The following is a 16,231-nucleotide window of genomic DNA, read 5'->3' on the forward strand; positions in this document are numbered from 1 at the left end:
AAGCGCGTGAATACGGAAATCGATGCAACCCGTCCCGCGCTCGGCGCCGCCGGCCTGCTGGGCCGCCTGCGCGCGCTGCTGCGCACCGGGCGGCCCGGCGGCCGCACCGGCCCGCTGAGCCGGCTCGCGATCGACGGGCTGCCCGATGCGTGGACGCAGCTGGAAGCGGGCGGCCTGTACACGATCTATGCCGCTGCCGGCACGCCGGCGTGCGACGCGCTGGTGTGGGAAAGCGCGCGGCAGTCGCGCACGCGCGACGTGACGGTCGTGCTGTCGCGCGACGCGGCGCGCGTTGCCGCGCAGATGGCGTCGCGCGGTTTCGCGGGCGGCGCGCAGCCGGCCGGCTGGCCGCGTAACCTGAACGTGCTGGCGATGCCGCCCGCGCATGAGCCGGCCGGCGGCGATGCCGCGCGCGAACCGGGTGCGCCGCGCCGTGCGGCGCCCGCTCCGTTCGCACGGCTCACCGGCGGCTTGCGCGCGATGAAGCGCTACGGCTTTCGTGCGCGCTCGCTGTATTTCATCGAAGGCGCGCAGCGCTGGTTCAGCTGGGACGATCCGGCGGCGCTCGCGGAAGAGGCACACGCGCTCGCCGACTGGTGCCGCACGCACCGGATCGCGCTGGTGCTGCTGGTCGATCCCGAGATCGTGCGCACCGGCGCGGACCCGGATACCGACGATCCGCCGCTCGTGCGCGATGCGAATCGCGCGCCGCGCAGCGGCTTTCACGCGGTGTGCTCGGGCGTCTCGCAGCTGCAGCGCACGCATGGCGAGCTGCTGTGGGTCGTCGATTTCTGGCGTGCCGGCGACACGCTCGCGGCCGGTGAAGTGCGGCCGCTGCGTTTCGCGCCGAGCGGTCGGCTCGCGGCGATCGTCGACGGCGGCGCCGCCGAGCCGTCGCGCCGGATGAAGCTCGCGATCGACGAGGATCGCGTCGTCGTCAGCCGCGCGGCGCTCGACGAAGCGAGTCGCGTACCCGCCGGCTGGGAAATCGTCGACGACAACGCGGCGGTCGTCGCCGCCTGTGCGCATGCGCAGGCCGCGACCGCGGTTCTGGCGTTCCGCACGCACGCGCAGCTCGAGGCGCTGTGCGCGGCCGTTCACACGCTGCGCCGGCAATCCGGCGGCGCATTGAAGATCGCCGTCGTCGAACGCGGCGAGGTGTTGCGCCAGCAGTTCGAGATGCTCGTGCTGAGCGTCGGCGCGAACCGCGTGGTCGCGCGCGACCTGCCGGTGTCGCGGATGCACGCGGCCGTGAACGCGCTGCGCGGGCAGCTCTATGCGCGGCCCGTCGCGGCCGACTATCGTGCGGCGCTCGCGGCCGCGCTCGGCGATTCGGTGCTGGGCTACCTGCCGGTCGGCGCCTTTTGCCTGCGGATTCGCGCGGTGCTCGATCGCGGCGCCGTGCTCGCGTTGCCGCATACGCTCGCGAAGATCGCGCTGCTGCCCGGCGTGTCGCACGTCGATGCGCTGCGGCACTGTCGGCCGCGCCGCGCGGGCGATGTCGTGACCGCCGATGCCGGACACCTGTACGTGTTCCTGTTCGCGTGCGAGCCGGCCGATGCCGATGACGCGCTTGCACGGATCTTCGACGTGCCGGTCGATACGCTGTCCGATCGCGTCGTGTGTCTCGGGCAGGGCAGCATCGACACCGAGCTCGATGCGCTGAAGACCGAGAACCGGCGCGCGCCGATCGCCGACTACAGCGACCTGTTCGCGACGGTGAAGCCGGCCGGTGCGGCGCGCGCGCCGATCGAACGCGCCGGGGATGTCGCGACGCCCGCCGAACCGGACGCCGAAGTCGCAGCGGCCGGGACGGTCGACGAGCATGCCGATGCGCCGCCGCACGCCGACGACGCAACACCGGCCGCCGATGCGCGGGCACCGTCCGCCGAATTTCCCGTCGCGCGCACGCGCGGCGCCACCCGCAGTGCGATGCCGCTGCGCAAGCCGGAGGGCGCATGATCGCCGAACTCGTCATCGGATTCGTTGTCGGCATCGCGATCGCGGTGCCGGTGTGGATCATCGCGCAGCACCTGGGCCTCGGCCGCGGCTTTCATGCGCCGCGCGGGCTGCACCGGCGCGACGCGGTGCCGTGCGAACTCGTGCCGGTCGCGCTGCGCGGGCGTCTGTTGCCCGAAGCCGGCCGTACCGACGAGGCCGCGCCATGAAGACGATCGCCGTCACGTCGACGACCGGCGGCGCGGGCCGCACGACGCTCGCGGGCGCGCTCGCGGTGCTGCTCGCGCGCCGCGGCCGGCCCGTCGTCGCGGTCGAGTTCGACGCGCAGAACCTGATGGGCGCGACGCTCGGTCTCGATACGCTGGCCGAGCACGGGCTCGCGCACAGCCTGCTCGGTGACGCGGGCGACGCCGCGCCGTGGCACGCGCATACGTGGCGCAATGCCGATGGCGTGCTGTTCGTGCCGTACGGGCAGGTCGACGCGGCGGGCGCCGCCGCCTGCGATGCGCGGCTCGCGGCCGATCCGGCCTGGCTGTCGCGCGCGCTCGACGAGATCGCGCTGCCGGCCGACGGTGTCGTGCTGGTCGACACCGCGCGCTATCCGTCGCCGCAGGCCGAGCAGGCGATTCGCCGTGCCGACCTGACGCTCGTCGTCGTGCCGCCCGAACCGGCCGCGTGCGCGACGGTCGCCGCGCGCCTCGATGCGTTGCGGGCCGGCGGCGGCGACCTGCAGATCGTCGTGAACCGGCTGAACCCGGCGCGCGACATGCAGCGCGATGCGCTCGCGATGCTGCGCGCGGTCGCGGGGTCCGCGTCGATGCTCGAACAGCGGATTCACGTCGATGCGGCCGTGCCCGAGACGCTTGCGCGCGGCACCTGGATCTTCGACGACGCGCCGTATTCGCAGGCGTCGCACGACCTGAACGGCGTCGCGAACTGGGTCGACACGTGGCTCGTGGCAGCCGCGGCCGGCCGCACGGGAGCGCGGCGATGAAGGCCGCGTTCGTGTCGCGCTGGCGCGCCGCGACCCGGCGTGCGACCGACTGGTGCGCGCGCGGGATCGGGCTGCCGGCCCAGCGCACACTGCTCGACTGGCTCGTGCGGCTGTTCTTCCATGCGCCGCCGCCCGGCCGGGCCGATCCCGTGGGCCGCCGGGCGCGCGTTGTCTTCCTGCGGCTCGCGCAGGAGTGGGGCGTGCTGCAGCCGCTGAGCCCGCGCGAATGGCTGTGGCGCGCGATCGTGCGCGCGCCGCGCGCGGCCGACGAGCGGCCCGCGCGCGATCCGCTCGCATGGTTCGACACGTTCGTCGTGCCGGTCTACGTCGCGGCGCGCGCGCTCGGCGCCCGCCTCGACGCGCTCCTCGGGCGCCTGCCGTGGGCGCGCTGGGGCGGCTGGCTCGACGCGCGCGCGCACGGCGTCGGCCGGCACCGCTGGCTTGCGCCGCTGCTGCTGATTGCCGGTGCGCTGATGTGGGCCGCGGCCGGGATGTCGCCGCTGATGCCCGGCGCGCAGTTCGCGTTTTTCGCGATCGTCGCGGTGCTGGCGCTGGCGCTGCGCCGCCTGCCGGGCCATCTGCCGACCCTCGCGCTCGCGTCGCTCGCGCTGCTCGCCACGCTCCGCTATATATGGTGGCGCACGACCCAGACGCTCGATTTCCGCAGCCCAATCGAGGCGTTCGCCGGCTATCTGTTGTACGGTGCCGAAGCCTACACGTGGATGATCCTGCTGCTCGGCTTCATACAGACCGCATGGCCGCTCGATCGGCCGATCGTGCCGTTGCCCGACGATCCCGACAGCTGGCCGAGCGTCGACATCTATATCCCGACCTACAATGAGCCGCTGTCGGTCGTGAAGCCGACCGTGTTCGCGTCGCAGAGCATCGACTGGCCGACGGCCAAGCTGCGCGTGTACCTGCTCGACGACGGCCGCCGCCCCGAGTTCGAGGCGTTCGCGCGGGAAGCGGGAATCGGCTACCTGACGCGCGACGACAATCGCCACGCGAAGGCCGGCAACATCAACCGCGCGCTGCCGAAGACGCACGGCGAATACATCGCGATCTTCGACTGCGATCACGTGCCGACGCGCTCGTTCCTGCAGACCACGATGGGCGTGTTCCTGCGCGATCCGAAGTGCGCGCTGGTGCAGACGCCGCACCATTTCTTCTCGCCCGATCCGTTCGAGCGCAACCTCGGCACGTTCCGCGAGATTCCGAACGAGGGCAACCTGTTCTACGGGCTCGTGCAGTCGGGCAACGACCTGTGGAACGCGACGTTCTTCTGCGGATCGTGCGCGGTGCTCAAGCGCAGCGCGCTGGAGGAGGTGGGCGGCGTCGCCGTCGAGACCGTGACGGAGGACGCGCACACCGCGCTCAAGCTGCATCGCCGCGGCTACACGTCGGCATACTTGCCGACCGTGCAGGCGGCCGGCCTCGCGACCGAGAGCCTCGCGGGCCACGTGAAGCAGCGTACGCGCTGGGCGCGCGGGATGGCGCAGATCTTCCGCATCGACAATCCGTTCCTCGGGCGCGGGCTCGGCCTCATCCAGCGGATCTGCTACGGCAATGCGATGCTGCATTTCTTCTACGGGATCCCGCGGCTCGTGTTCCTGACGATCCCGCTCGCATACCTGTTCTTCCACCTGTACTTCATCAATGCGTCGTCGATCGCGCTCGCGAGCTACGTGATCCCGTACCTGGTGCTCGCGAACGTCGCCAACTCGCGGATGCAGGGGCGCTATCGCCACTCGTTCTGGGCCGAAGTCTACGAATCCGTGCTCGCGTGGTACATCGCGCTGCCGACCACCGTCGCGTTCTTCAGCCCGAAGCACGGCAAGTTCAACGTGACCGACAAGGGCGGCAAGATCGACGAAGGCTACGTCGACTGGTCGACGTCGAAGCCGTACCTCGTGCTGTTCGCGCTGAACGTGCTCGCGATCGTGGCCGGCGTGTGGCGGCTCGTGGCCGACCAGGGTGACGAGGCGTCGACGATCCTGATCACGCTCGGCTGGACCGTCTACAACCTCGCGATGCTCGGCGCCGCGCTGGCCGTCGCGCGCGAGACCAAGCAGGTGCGCGTCACGCACCGGATCGCGATGCGTGTGCCGGCGACGCTGCTGCTCGCCGACGGGTCGACGGGGGCTTGTTTCACCAGCGACTACTCGACCGGCGGCCTCGGCCTCGAAGCGGTGCCGGGGCTGCCGCTCGCGGTCGGCGACACGCTGACGGTGTGCGTGACGCGTGGCGACCGGCCGTTCCCGTTCCCGGTGCGCGTGAGCCGCGTGACGCCGACGCATGTCGGCGTGAGCTTCGAGGCGCTGACGCTCGAGCAGGAGCGCCAGCTCGTGCAGTGCACGTTCGGCCGCGCGGACGCGTGGCTCGACTGGCACGCGGGCGCGCGCACGGACACGCCGCTGCGCGGGCTGAAGGAAGTGCTGCGCGTGGGCCTGGACGGTTACGTACGAATGTGGAAGGGCGCGGCGCGCGGCGTGCAGTCGATGCTGGCGCCGAAGCTCGATCGGGCGCGCGACTGACGCGGCGCCCATCACGGAGTGGTTTAGATGACGTTCTGGAATCTGTATTTCATCCTGAAGTTCGCGCTGTTCGCGACCGGCCACCTGCAGCCGCTGTGGCTCGCGAACCTCGCGTTCGCGCTGGCGCTCGCGGCGAGCGCGCCGATCCGGCGGCGCGCGTGGCGCATCGTGCGACAGCTCGTCGCGATCGCGATCGCGGTGCCGCTTCTCGCGCGCGAAATGCATGCGCCGCCGCTCGCACGCCTCGCCGAAGCCGCGCGCGAGGTCGCCACGTTCCGCCTCGACTACTGGATGGAGCTGCTGCCGCGCCTGTTGCCGCCGGTGCTGGTGCTGACGGTCGCGGGCGTGCTGATCGTCTATTTCGTCGTCAACCGCTGGGTGCGTGTCGCGACCTTCGTGCTGGCCGCGCTGATCGTGATGCCGCTCTGGCAGGCCGGCAACGGGCTGATGGCGCGCGTCGTCGCGCCGCTTCCGCAGCAGGCCGATGCGACGGGCGCGCGCGCCGGCCAGCCCGAGGATCACAACGCGGCGCTCGCGACGTTCCGCGCACAGGAATCTCAGCGCCAGGTCGCGTTCGGTCATCTCGGCAACGACTCGGCCGCGCAGTTCGACGTGATCGTGCTGCATGTCTGCTCGCTGTCGTGGGACGACCTCGACGCCGCGAAGGTGCGCAACCACCCGATGCTGAGTCACTTCGACTACCTGTTCAACAACTTCAGCACGGCCGCGAGCTACAGCGGCCCGGCCGCGATCCGCGTGCTGCGCGCAAGCTGCGGGCAGGAAGCGCATGCGGACCTCTACAAGGCCGCCCCCCAGCAGTGCTATCTGTTCTCGCAGCTCGCGTCCGCCGGCTACACGGTGCAGTCGCTGCTGAACCACGACGGCCATTTCGACAACTTCCTGCAGGTCATTCACGACAATATCGGCGTGCCCGACGCGCCGATGATCTCGAACGCCGCCGCCCCGGTCGCGATGCATGCGTTCGACGGTTCGCCGATCAAGGACGATTACGGCACGCTCGCGAACTGGTACGCGCAGCGCGCGTCGGTGCCGGGCCCGGTCGCGCTGTACTACAACACGATCAGCCTGCACGACGGCAACCGCGTGGCGGGTAGCGCGCTGACCAGCATCGATTCGTATCCGCAGCGCGCGACCAAGCTGATGAACGACTTCGACCGGCTCGCCGACCTGATCGCGCAATCGGGCCGGCGCGCGGTGATCGTGTTCGTGCCCGAGCACGGCGCCGCGCTGCGCGGCGACAAGAACCAGGTTGCGGGCCTGCGCGAGATTCCGACGCCGCGCATCGTTCACGGGCCGGTCGGCGTGCGGCTCGTCGGTTTCGCCGGCAATCACGGCACGACGACCGTGATCGATCAGCCGACGAGCTTTCTCGCGCTCGCGCAGCTGCTGTCGAACCTCGTGTCGAACAGCCCGTTCAAGCCGGGCGCGACGCTCGCGCAATATGCTGCCGACCTGCCGCGCACGCGGATGGTCGGCGAGAACGAAGGCACGGTGACGATACAGACGAGCGCCGGCTATGCGGTCAAGACCCCGGACGGCGTATGGATCGACGAACAGTAAATATCGGCGAAGGCGACGACGATCGCCTGTCGCAACCGAACGACGTGCTCGGCCTCGCGCGGCACTTGCCCGCGCTGGACCCGGCACGCTACGTCGACGAGCAGGCGCGGCGCGCGTTCGTCGAATCGCTCGACCGCTGGCCGGTGCTGGCGAAGCTGATGGGATTGAAGCGGTAAACGCGACGCGGCCGGCGTGAAAGCCGGCCGCGTCGCATCGATGAGCCGACCGCTGCCGGCCTACTGCGCGCGGCGCGCCGGCTGGCGCGTCCACTCGTTTTCCTCACCGGGCACCTTGCCGAAGGTCTGCTCGGCCCACGCGTTGCGGGCCGCCTCGATTTTCGCGCGCTCGCTCGACACGAAATTCCATTCGATGAACCGCTCGCCCGGCAGGTGCGCACCGCCGAGCAGCATGACGCGCGCGCCGTTCCCGCTGGCGAGCGCGACGTTCGCGCCGGGTTCGAGCACGGCCATCGTCGCGGCTGCGAGCGGCGTGCCGTCGATCGTGAGGTCGCCGTCGACGAGATACACGCCGCGCTCGTCGTGTTCCGCATCGAGCGCGAGTTGCCCGCCCGCGGCGAATTCCGCATACGCATACAGCGTCGGCGAGAACACGGCGACGGGCGACGTGAGCCCGAATGCAGTGCCCGCGATCACGCGCACGCTCGCGCCGTCGCGCGTGAACGACGGCAGCGTGTCGGCCGCGTGATGCACGAACGCGGGCGCCGTGTCCTCGTGCTCGACCGGCAGCGCGACCCAAGTCTGGATCCCGTGCACGGGCTGTTCATGCGGGCGGTCCTCGTCGGGCGAGCGCTCCGAGTGGACGATGCCGCGCCCGGCCGTCATCCAGTTCACGTCGCCGGGCACGATCTTTTGCCGGAAGCCGAGGCTGTCGTGATGCATCAGCGTGCCGTCGAACAGGTAGGTGACGGTCGCGAGGCCGATGTGCGGATGCGGCAACACGTCGATCCCGCTGCCGGCCGGCAGCACGGCCGGCCCCATTTCGTCGAAGAAGATGAACGGACCGACGAGGCGCGCGGCGCGCGCGGGCAGCACGCGCCGCACGACGAGGTTGCCGATGTCGCTCTCGCGCGGCGTGAGCAGGGTCTTGATCGATGCGGACATGGTGGGTCTCCCGGTTTCGGTGAGTCAGGCGATGGCCGTATCGATCGTGATCGGGTGCGTGAGGATCTTGTGCACCGGGCACGCGTTCGCGATCTGCAGCAGGCGCTCGCGCTGCTCGTCGGTCAGGTCGCCGTCGAGCGTGATGCGGCGCATGATCGTGCTGCCCGCGCTGCCCGCTTCGTGCGCGAGTTTCACGTGGACTTCGGCGAGCGGCCAGCCCTTGCGTTGCGCGTACATCTTCAGGGTGATCGCGGTGCAGGCGCCGAGGCTCGACAGCAGCAGCGCGACGGGTGTCGGTGCGGTGTCGCCGCCGCCGAGCGACACGGGTTCGTCGGCGCGCCACTGATGCACGCCGTCGGTGAAATGGACCAGGTAATCGACGGAGCCGATGCTCGCTTCGACGGACAGTTCGCTCATTGCAATTCCATGTGGGGAAAGGGGAGACGGGCCGGCCAGGCATGGCCGGGCGTCACGGTTCGAGCAGGCGCTGCAGTCGCAGTTCCTCGAAATCCAGCTCGGATTCTATGCGGTGCAGCACCGCGTCGTCGACCCGGCCGTCGCGATGCAGGTCGAGCAGCGCGTCGCGCGACACGCCGACCAGCTCGAGCTCGACGCGCAGCATCCGCGCGCGTACGTCCGCCGGTTGCGCGCCGTCGCGGTGCGCGTGCTCGTTGAACGCGACGCGGCTGCGGTATTCGGTCAGCAGCCGGTCGAGCGATGCACGTTCGAGGCCCGGGCCGCGCTGTTCGCGAGCATCGAGTTCGGCGAGCGCCGCCCCGAACGTATACGCGCGCGCCGCATGCTCGGACATCGTGTGCCGCGCGGCCGGGCGCAGCTTCAGCACGCGGATCAGCGGCGCGAGCGTGCCGCCTTGCACCACCAGCGTCGCGATGATCAGCAGGAACGTGCTGAACAGGATCAGGTCGCGCCCGGGGAAGTCGTTCGGCAGCGCGATCGCGGCCGCGAGGCTCACGACGCCGCGCATGCCGGACCAGCCGAGCACGACGGCTTCGCGCCACGACCACGGCGCGTGGCCCGCGCGCGGCGTGCGCAGGCGGCCCGGCAGCCACATCGCGACGAACACCCACACGACGCGCGCGGCGATCGCGGCGGCCGTCGCCGGCAGCGCGACGCGCAGGCCGGCCATCAGCACCGCGCCTTCGTGGTTCACGCGCGCGAGGATCGCGTGCAGCGCGAGGCCGATCAGGATGAACACGAGCGCGTCGAGCACGAAGACGATCGCTTCCCAGGTCGCCTTCGCCTTGATCCGCATGTCGGCGTCGAACACGCGATGCTGGCGCACGCCGAGCACGAGGCCGCAGGTCACGACCGACAGCACCCCCGAGCCGTGCACGGCTTCCGCGATCCCGTAGCTGCCCCACGCCATCGCGAAGGTCACGACGATGCCGAGCATCGGCTCGCGCAGGCGCTGCAACACCCAGCACATCGCATGACCGCATGCGAGACCGACCGCGATGCCGATCAGCGTGAGCGAGAAGAACAGGCCGGTGGCGCTCGCGGTCGTGATGGTGACGGCGAGCGCGGCCGACACGGCCATCTGATACAGCAGCAGGCCCGACGCATCGTTGACGAGGCTTTCGCCTTCGAGCACCGCGACGAGCCGGGCGGGCAGCGGATGGCGCTGCAGGATCGCCTTCGCGGCGACGGCGTCGGGCGGCGACACGATCGCGCCGAGCGTGAAACACGCGGCCCACGGCAGCGCCGGATTGACCGCATGCACGGCGAGCGCGACCGCAACCGTCGTGAACGCTACCGCACCGAGCGCGAGCGACGCGATCGATCCGAGCTCGTGCCGGAATTCCTTCCATGCCGTATAGAAGCCGCTCGACATCAGCAGCGGCGGCAACACGGCCGCAAGCAGCAGCGCCGGGTCCATGTCGGGCACGCGCTTGCCGGCGACGGCCACCACGCAGCCGCCGAGCAGCAGCACGACGGCCGGTGGAATCGAGATCCGCTCCGCGAGCCACGTGAGCGCGCCCGCGCCGCAGATCAACAGCAGCAGGTAATGAAACAGTTCGACGTTGGTCATGAGCCTTGCATCACGACGGTTTGCGGTCGTTCGCGGCGCCGCCCGGCAGCGTGCCGAACATGTGCTGGCTGCATTGCGCATCGCGCCACGCGGTATTCAGCCGGTAGCCGGACAGCATCCGGCGCGCGAGCGGCAGGATCTGCTCGCCGGCCAGCATGCCGAGCAGGCCGAGGAGCGCGATGATCGGCGGCGCCGGCGAATTCACGCCGAGCGCGCCGTAGATGACGCCGGCGAGGATGCCTGCGAACAGCGACAGAAAATACGGTTTCATGATGAAAATCGTTCGTGATAGGCTGATCGGGGGGCGAAGGGCGCGTCTTCAACGTGCTGGAAGCGTATCGGGTTTACGTGTGGAACAAAAGGGCGGATAGCCCTTGAAGAGCCCCTTCTTTCGGAATTCGATCGATTCCATTTCTTGGATGTTCGAGCCGCGGCTTTTCCGATTAAATGCCTGCAACCGGAAGACGCAGATCCGGGGTAACGCACAGCCGGCTCCTCTCGGTTTCCGATCGAGGCAAGCCTCCCACGATTCCTGTTCAAAGGATGATTCGCGCCATGCGCAACCCGAAGCTTGAAGTCCTCACCCCCCAGAACAGCCAGTTGATCTTCATCGACCAGCAGCCACAGATGGCATTCGGCGTGCAGTCGATCGATCGCCAGACGTTGAAGAACAACGTCGTCGGGCTCGCCAAGGCCGCGAAGGCATTCAACATCCCGACCACGATCACGACCGTCGAAAGCGACAGCTTCTCGGGTTACACCTATCCCGAACTGCTCGACGTGTTCCCGAACCAGAAGACGCTCGAACGCACGTCGATGAACTCGTGGGACGACCAGAAGGTGCGCGATGCGCTGGCCGCGAATGGTCGCAAGAAGGTGGTCGTCTCGGGCCTGTGGACGGAAGTCTGCAATACGACGTTCGCGCTCTGCGCGATGCTCGAAGGCGACTACGAGATCTATATGGTGGCCGACGCGTCGGGCGGCACGTCGAAGGACGCGCACGACTTCGCGATGCAGCGGATGATCCAAGCCGGCGTCGTGCCCGTCACCTGGCAGCAGGTCGCGCTCGAGTGGCAGCGCGACTGGGCACGCCGCGAGACGTATGACGCCGTGATGGCGATCGCGAAGGAACATTCGGGTGCGTACGGCATGGGCGTCGACTACGCGTACACGATGGTCCACAAGGCCGCGCAGCGCACCGCGACGCCGCACGAGTCGATCCCGGCCGTGCCGGCGAAGTAACGGGTGCGGGCCGCCCGTTCAGACGGGCGGCAGTGCCCACGGCGCGTGCGACAGATGTTCGACGAGGAAGTCGAGCAGTGCCGTTACGCGCGCGGCACGCAGCATGCCGGGTGGCGTGACGAGATTGACGTTGATGTCGGCGATTTTCCAGTCGTGCATGACTTCCTCGAGCTCGCCGCTTTGCAGCGCATCCCACACCAGGAATGTCGGCTGCAGCGCGAGACCGTGGCCTGCAAGCAGCGCGGGGCCAATGACGTCGGCGTTGTTGGTGCGGATGCGGCCGCGCACGGGTATGCCGATTTCGTCGTTCGACGCGGCGTGGCGAAAGCGCCAGTAGTCGGGCGTCGGGATGTTCGTGTAGGTCAGGCACACGTGCTGGTCGAGTTCGCTCGGATGGGTCGGCCGGCCATGCCGGTCGAGATACGCAGGCGATGCGACGAGCGGCCGGCGCACCGCGCAGAGACGACGCGCCCGCAGCGAGGAATCGTTCAGCTCGGCGATCCGGATCGCGACGTCGAAACCGCCCGACACGATGTCGACGAAGTGGTCGGTCAGCACGAGGTCGATGTCGACGCGCGGGTAGCGTTCGAGAAACGCGGGCAGCACCGGCGCCAGGTGGTGCAGCCCGAACGACATCGGCGCGTTCACGCGCACGAGGCCGTGCGGTTCGAGCGCGTGCGCGGATGCCTCGCCCTCGATCAGCTCGGCGTCGGCGAGCAACCGGATCGCGCGATCGCGCAGCAGTTCGCCGGTCGGTGTGAGCGACAGCTTGCGCGACGTGCGGTACAGCAGCATCGCGCCGAGGCGCTTTTCGAGGCGTGCGATCGCTTTCGACACGGTCGGTTGCGAGATGCCGAGCAGGTCGGCGGCCTTGGCGAACGAACCGGTCTCGGCGACGCGCGCGAAGATGGCCCAGGCTTCGAGATCGGGAAGATGTTGCATGGCTGGAGAGCGTGGCGGCGAAGTGAAGCGGACGGGGCGGCAACGGTTCGTGCAGCCGGCGCACCGCGCCCGGGCGGCAATGCGGCACATTCTAATTCAGTCGGGAAGGGCGTATGGAATCGTATCTGGCTTCATTGGGCGCGGGCGTGCTGGTCGGCGTCATATACAGCGTGATCAAGGTGCGCTCGCCCGCACCGCCGTTGATCGCGCTGGTCGGGCTGGCCGGCATGCTGATCGGCGTGGCGGTCGTCGCACCGGTCCGTCACTGGCTCGGTTTCTGATTGCATCGAGGACATATTGATGAGCGCAACCGAGTCCCAACGGGATCTGATCCTTCACGACGGAAGGTTCACGACGCTCGACCGCGCAAACCCGTCTGCGACCGCAGTGGCGATCACCGCGGGCCGCTTCGTCGCGATGGTCGTGGCGAACGATTTCTGGAACCGCTCGGGCGCCGAACATTTCACGGCGCTCAACAGCTTTTTCGAGCATCTTGGGCTGATCGCGGCACTCGTGATCGAGACCGTGCTCGCCGATGCTCGGCAACCGGCCGGCGACGGCCTCGGGTGACCGGGATCGCCCGAGCCGCTGCACCATTTGATGAAACAACAAGGACATCCGTCATGAAAATCCTTCGTTCCGCGTTGCTGGCGCTTGCGGTTGCCAGCGGCCTCGTCGCCGCGCCTGCCGCGTTCGCGAAACCGCCCGTGCCGCCCGCCGTCGCGCCCACGGTTGCCGTCGGTCCGCAGTACGATACGACGCACGTGTGCGTGGCACCGGAAGATTTCGACCGCTTCACCGACAGCTTGGTCGCTACGTTCGGCGGCAAGAAGTCGAAGCAGGGCGTGTTCCAGGTCACGCCGACACCGAGCCAGACGATGTCGCAGCTCGTGTTGACGCCCGTCGGCACGATCTCGGTGTTCGGCTTCAAGACGCCGATCCCGTATCCGTTCTGCGCGGAGCGCACCGGCTATCTCGTCACGGACATGGATGTCGCCGTGAAGTCGGCGCGTGAGCATGGCGCCGACGTGATCGTCGACACGTTCCCGGATCCCATCGGCCGCGATGCGGTCATTGCGTGGGCGGGCGGCGTGAAGATGCAGCTCTACTGGCATACGCAGGCGCCGAACTACGACGCGTTGCAGACGATCCCCGAGAACCGCGTCTACGTGTCGCCGCAAAGCGTACGCAAGTTCGTGCACGACTTCGTCAAGTTCTCGAAGGGCAAGGTGGTGTCGGACAACCTGAAGGCGCCGGGCATCGAGATCGGCCGGCCGAACGACACGTACCGCCGCATCCGCATCGAGTCGGGCTTCGGCAAGATGACCGTGCTCGTGACCGACGGCCATCTGCCTTACCCGTTCGGGCGCGAGATGACCGGCTACGACGTGCCCGATCTCGCCGCGACGCTGAAGAAGGCCGAAGCCGCGGGTGCGACCGTGCTCGTGCCGCCGTTCACGGCGGATGGGCGCGACGCTGCACTCGTGCAGTTCCCGGGCGGCTATGTCGCCGAGATCCATGCGAGCGCCGCGCGATGAAGCACGAAGACACGCTCCTTGCCGCGGTGGCCGGCTTCGTCGATACGCTGAGCTTCGTCGCGCTATTCGGGCTGTTCACCGCACACGTGACCGGCAACTTCGTGCTGATCGGCGCGGGCATCGCGGGCTTCGGCCAGGGTGTCGTGCTGAAGCTCAGCGTGTTTCCCGCGTTCGTGTGCGGCGTGATCGCGAGCAGCCTGATCGCGCGGTCGATGTCCGGGCGGCCCGCCTGGCAGGGTGCGCGCGCGCTGCACGCGGTGCAGGCCGTGCTGCTGCTCGGCTTCTGCGCGGCCGGCGTGTGGGCGACGCCCGTCACGCAGCCCGACGCGTTGCCGGCACTCGTGGCCGGCATTGTCGGTACGTTCGCGATGGGGGTGCAGAACGCGCATCCGCGCGTGATTCCGCGTGCGGGCGGCGTGCCGAATACGGTGATGACGGGCAACGTGACGCAGGCGATCCTCGATGTCGTCGACCTGCTGTCGGCCGGCACCGCAGACACCGCGCGCGCGGCGGCGCGGGCGCGCTTCGGCAAGATGCTGCCGGCGATCGTCGCGTTCGCGCTCGGCGCGGCGGGCGGTGCGCTCGGGTTCCGCCATGTCGGATTCCTGGCGCTGCTCGTACCCGTCGGCGTGCTTGCGATGCTCGCACTGTGTGCGGCGCAAGCGGCCGGACCGGCCACGCAGGAGCGCGCATGATCGCGCGGGAGCGGGGGAGTCAAGGGAGGCGCCACGGCCGCCGCTTCGAGCAGGCCGCGCGCTTGTCCATCGTCGCGGGCCTGCTGTTCGCGGGCGCCGACGCGGCGTTCGCGGAAACGGCGGCGACATCCACGTCGACTTCCACGTCGACCTCCACGTCGACATCGACACCCGGTGACGCAACCGCTTCGACATGCACGGCGAAACGGCCGACGGTGCTGTTCAACCGCTGGCAGGAAGACTGGTCGGTGCTGGCGAATCCGTGCGTGCCGCGCGCGCCGCTCGACGGGCTCAAATACATTCCGCTCGGCAATGATCCGGCCTCCTATCTGTCGCTCGGCGTGAACCTGCGCGAGCGGCTGGAGACCAACGACGCGCCGCTGTTCGGGATCGGCTCCGCGCAATCGGATACGTACCTGATCCAGCGCGTCGAAGTGCATGCCGATGCGCATCTGGGCCAGCACTGGCAGTTCTTCGTGCAGTTGCAGGACGACCGCGCATTCGGCAAGAACACGATCTCGCCGGTCGACAGGAACCCGCTCGATCTCGAACAGGCGTTCGCGACCTACACGGGCGCGCTCGGCGGTGGCACGTTCAAGTTCCGCGTCGGCCGGCAGGAAATGGCGTTCGACTTGCAGCGCTTCATTGCCACGCGCGACGGCCCGAACGTGAGGCAGGCGTTCGATGCAGTCTGGGCCGACTACGAATATCAGAAGTGGCGCTTCATCGGGTATGCGACGCAGCCCGTGCAGAACCGCACGATGTCCGCGTTCGATGACGTGTCGAACCGCGACCTCACGTTCAGCGGCGTGCGCTTCGAGCGGCAGTCGGTCGGGCCGGGGGATCTGTCCGGCTACTGGTCGCGCTACAACCGCAGCAACGCGCGTTTCCTCGATGCGAGCGGCCCCGAGCATCGGGACGTATGGGACTTGCGCTACACCGGCACGCAGGGCCGCTTCGACTGGGATCTCGAGACGATGCTGCAGACGGGGACGGTCGGTAACAACACGATCGGTGCGTGGGCCGTCGGCTCGATCGCCGGCTACAAGCTCGATGCGCCGTGGTCGCCGCGCATCGCGCTGCAGGTCGATGCGGCATCGGGTGACCGGCATCCGCACGATGGCCGCGTCGGCACCTTCAACCCGCTCTTTCCGAACGGTTATTACTTCACGCTGGCCGGCTACACGGGCTACTCGAACCTGATCCACGTGAAGCCGTCGGTGACGCTGAAGCCGTCGCCGAACCTGTCGCTGCTCGGTGCGCTCGGCTTCCAGTGGCGCGAGACCACCGGCGACGCCGTCTATCAGCAGCCGAACGTCGCGGTGCCCGGCACGGCAGGCAAGGGCGGCCTGTGGACGGGGATGTACGTGCAGCTGCGTGCGGACTGGACGATCGCCGCGAACCTGATCGGCGCGGTCGAGGCCGTGCACTTCCAGGTCGGCGACGCGATCCGGCAGGCGGGCGGGCACAACGCGGACTACGCCGGCATCGAGCTGAAGTACGGCTGGTGACGCGGCCGCGCGGCAACGCGCGCGCATGAAAAAAGGGCGGCCCCGCGGGGCCGCCCTTCGTGCG

16 protein-coding genes and 1 pseudogene are annotated in these 16,231 nt (G+C 69.2%); 12 read left to right on the forward strand and 5 right to left on the reverse strand.

Going from position 1 to position 16,231, the window contains the following annotated elements:
• The first annotated feature begins 6 nt into the window (after positions 1-6).
• From bcsE to LGM71_RS03910, 6 genes are read left to right on the forward strand one after another with little or no spacing between them, the layout of a single operon-like run.
• Entirely contained in the window at positions 7-1,962 is a 1,956-nt protein-coding gene (bcsE, locus tag LGM71_RS03885) for a cellulose biosynthesis protein BcsE (protein WP_226114055.1), read from the forward strand.
• A complete protein-coding gene (locus LGM71_RS03890) occupies positions 1,959-2,168 on the forward strand; it encodes a hypothetical protein (RefSeq protein WP_059606456.1) in 210 nt (69 codons plus the stop codon). Before bcsE ends, LGM71_RS03890 begins: the two co-directional genes overlap by 4 nt.
• On the forward strand, positions 2,165-2,953 hold the full coding sequence (bcsQ, locus tag LGM71_RS03895; RefSeq protein WP_124903668.1) for a cellulose biosynthesis protein BcsQ: 789 nt from the start codon (positions 2,165-2,167) through the stop codon (positions 2,951-2,953). The genes LGM71_RS03890 and bcsQ overlap by 4 nt, the downstream gene beginning before the upstream one ends.
• Positions 2,950-5,487: a UDP-forming cellulose synthase catalytic subunit gene (gene bcsA, locus LGM71_RS03900; protein WP_226114056.1), complete on the forward strand. Its 2,538-nt coding sequence runs from the start codon at positions 2,950-2,952 to the stop codon at positions 5,485-5,487. Before bcsQ ends, bcsA begins: the two co-directional genes overlap by 4 nt.
• Positions 5,488-5,514: 27 nt before the next feature.
• Positions 5,515-7,068, forward strand: a complete 1,554-nt coding sequence (bcsG, locus tag LGM71_RS03905) for a cellulose biosynthesis protein BcsG (RefSeq protein ID WP_124903670.1) — start codon at positions 5,515-5,517, stop codon at positions 7,066-7,068.
• The gene (locus tag LGM71_RS03910; protein WP_059691215.1) at positions 7,050-7,244 is read left to right on the forward strand and encodes a hypothetical protein; all 195 of its coding nucleotides are present in this window, start codon (positions 7,050-7,052) and stop codon (positions 7,242-7,244) included. The genes bcsG and LGM71_RS03910 overlap by 19 nt, the downstream gene beginning before the upstream one ends.
• 60 nt (positions 7,245-7,304) lie before the next feature.
• Here LGM71_RS03910 and LGM71_RS03915 read toward each other — a convergent pair whose 3' ends face one another.
• Genes LGM71_RS03915 through LGM71_RS03930 form a run of 4 tightly spaced genes read right to left on the reverse strand, consistent with a single transcriptional unit; the run spans position 7,305 to position 10,510 of the window.
• Positions 7,305-8,189: a pirin family protein gene (locus LGM71_RS03915; RefSeq protein ID WP_059606463.1), complete on the reverse strand. Its 885-nt coding sequence runs from the start codon at positions 8,187-8,189 to the stop codon at positions 7,305-7,307.
• A gap of 24 nt (positions 8,190-8,213) precedes the next feature.
• Positions 8,214-8,606, reverse strand: a complete 393-nt coding sequence (locus LGM71_RS03920) for an OsmC family protein (RefSeq protein WP_124626580.1) — start codon at positions 8,604-8,606, stop codon at positions 8,214-8,216.
• Between the two features lie 52 nt (positions 8,607-8,658).
• Positions 8,659-10,239, reverse strand: a complete 1,581-nt coding sequence (locus tag LGM71_RS03925; protein ID WP_226114057.1) for a Na+/H+ antiporter — start codon at positions 10,237-10,239, stop codon at positions 8,659-8,661.
• Between the two features lie 10 nt (positions 10,240-10,249).
• A complete protein-coding gene (locus LGM71_RS03930) occupies positions 10,250-10,510 on the reverse strand; it encodes a DUF1427 family protein (RefSeq protein WP_059523312.1) in 261 nt (86 codons plus the stop codon).
• A 284-nt stretch (positions 10,511-10,794) separates the two neighbouring features.
• On the opposite strand from LGM71_RS03930, the gene LGM71_RS03935 reads away from it, so the two are divergent.
• Complete coding sequence (locus LGM71_RS03935) at positions 10,795-11,481, forward strand: hydrolase (RefSeq protein WP_059606600.1); 687 nt, start codon at positions 10,795-10,797, stop codon at positions 11,479-11,481.
• An 18-nt stretch (positions 11,482-11,499) separates the two neighbouring features.
• Here the strand turns inward: LGM71_RS03935 and LGM71_RS03940 are convergent, their stop codons facing one another.
• Entirely contained in the window at positions 11,500-12,423 is a 924-nt protein-coding gene (locus LGM71_RS03940) for a LysR family transcriptional regulator (protein ID WP_226114058.1), read from the reverse strand.
• 113 nt (positions 12,424-12,536) lie between these two features.
• Between LGM71_RS03940 and LGM71_RS03945 the strand changes: the two genes are divergently transcribed.
• From LGM71_RS03945 to LGM71_RS03965, 5 genes and pseudogenes are all read left to right on the forward strand, one after another.
• Positions 12,537-12,704, forward strand: coding sequence for a DUF1427 family protein (locus tag LGM71_RS03945; protein WP_151051847.1), 168 nt, complete (start codon positions 12,537-12,539; stop codon positions 12,702-12,704).
• Between the two features lie 130 nt (positions 12,705-12,834).
• Positions 12,835-12,993 (forward strand): annotated as a pseudogene (locus tag LGM71_RS03950) (DoxX family protein); the annotation flags it as partial.
• A gap of 53 nt (positions 12,994-13,046) precedes the next feature.
• Positions 13,047-13,961, forward strand: coding sequence for a glyoxalase (locus LGM71_RS03955; protein WP_226114059.1), 915 nt, complete (start codon positions 13,047-13,049; stop codon positions 13,959-13,961).
• Positions 13,958-14,656, forward strand: coding sequence for a YoaK family protein (locus LGM71_RS03960; protein ID WP_124626571.1), 699 nt, complete (start codon positions 13,958-13,960; stop codon positions 14,654-14,656). The genes LGM71_RS03955 and LGM71_RS03960 overlap by 4 nt, the downstream gene beginning before the upstream one ends.
• A complete protein-coding gene (locus LGM71_RS03965; protein ID WP_226114060.1) occupies positions 14,653-16,167 on the forward strand; it encodes an alginate export family protein in 1,515 nt (504 codons plus the stop codon). The genes LGM71_RS03960 and LGM71_RS03965 overlap by 4 nt, the downstream gene beginning before the upstream one ends.
• The last annotated feature ends 64 nt before the right edge of the window (positions 16,168-16,231 follow it).

It is taken from the genome of Burkholderia sp. AU33545, from assembly GCF_020419685.1.
In the GTDB taxonomy this organism is placed as follows: domain Bacteria; phylum Pseudomonadota; class Gammaproteobacteria; order Burkholderiales; family Burkholderiaceae; genus Burkholderia; species Burkholderia diffusa.

What these genes read in the sequence shown, in the direction of transcription:
- LGM71_RS03930 (WP_059523312.1), bottom strand. Translation starts at nt 10,510, where the DNA reads ATGAAACCGTATTTTCTGTCGCTGTTCGCAGGCATCCTCGCCGGCGTC.
- LGM71_RS03935 (WP_059606600.1), top strand. Translation starts at nt 10,795, where the DNA reads ATGCGCAACCCGAAGCTTGAAGTCCTCACCCCCCAGAACAGCCAGTTG.
- bcsA (WP_226114056.1), top strand. Translation starts at nt 2,950, where the DNA reads ATGAAGGCCGCGTTCGTGTCGCGCTGGCGCGCCGCGACCCGGCGTGCG.
- LGM71_RS03915 (WP_059606463.1), bottom strand. Translation starts at nt 8,189, where the DNA reads ATGTCCGCATCGATCAAGACCCTGCTCACGCCGCGCGAGAGCGACATC.
- LGM71_RS03910 (WP_059691215.1), top strand. Translation starts at nt 7,050, where the DNA reads ATGGATCGACGAACAGTAAATATCGGCGAAGGCGACGACGATCGCCTG.
- LGM71_RS03960 (WP_124626571.1), top strand. Translation starts at nt 13,958, where the DNA reads ATGAAGCACGAAGACACGCTCCTTGCCGCGGTGGCCGGCTTCGTCGAT.
- LGM71_RS03920 (WP_124626580.1), bottom strand. Translation starts at nt 8,606, where the DNA reads ATGAGCGAACTGTCCGTCGAAGCGAGCATCGGCTCCGTCGATTACCTG.
- LGM71_RS03890 (WP_059606456.1), top strand. Translation starts at nt 1,959, where the DNA reads ATGATCGCCGAACTCGTCATCGGATTCGTTGTCGGCATCGCGATCGCG.
- LGM71_RS03940 (WP_226114058.1), bottom strand. Translation starts at nt 12,423, where the DNA reads ATGCAACATCTTCCCGATCTCGAAGCCTGGGCCATCTTCGCGCGCGTC.
- LGM71_RS03945 (WP_151051847.1), top strand. Translation starts at nt 12,537, where the DNA reads ATGGAATCGTATCTGGCTTCATTGGGCGCGGGCGTGCTGGTCGGCGTC.
- LGM71_RS03925 (WP_226114057.1), bottom strand. Translation starts at nt 10,239, where the DNA reads ATGACCAACGTCGAACTGTTTCATTACCTGCTGCTGTTGATCTGCGGC.
- LGM71_RS03955 (WP_226114059.1), top strand. Translation starts at nt 13,047, where the DNA reads ATGAAAATCCTTCGTTCCGCGTTGCTGGCGCTTGCGGTTGCCAGCGGC.
- LGM71_RS03965 (WP_226114060.1), top strand. Translation starts at nt 14,653, where the DNA reads ATGATCGCGCGGGAGCGGGGGAGTCAAGGGAGGCGCCACGGCCGCCGC.
- bcsQ (WP_124903668.1), top strand. Translation starts at nt 2,165, where the DNA reads ATGAAGACGATCGCCGTCACGTCGACGACCGGCGGCGCGGGCCGCACG.
- bcsG (WP_124903670.1), top strand. Translation starts at nt 5,515, where the DNA reads ATGACGTTCTGGAATCTGTATTTCATCCTGAAGTTCGCGCTGTTCGCG.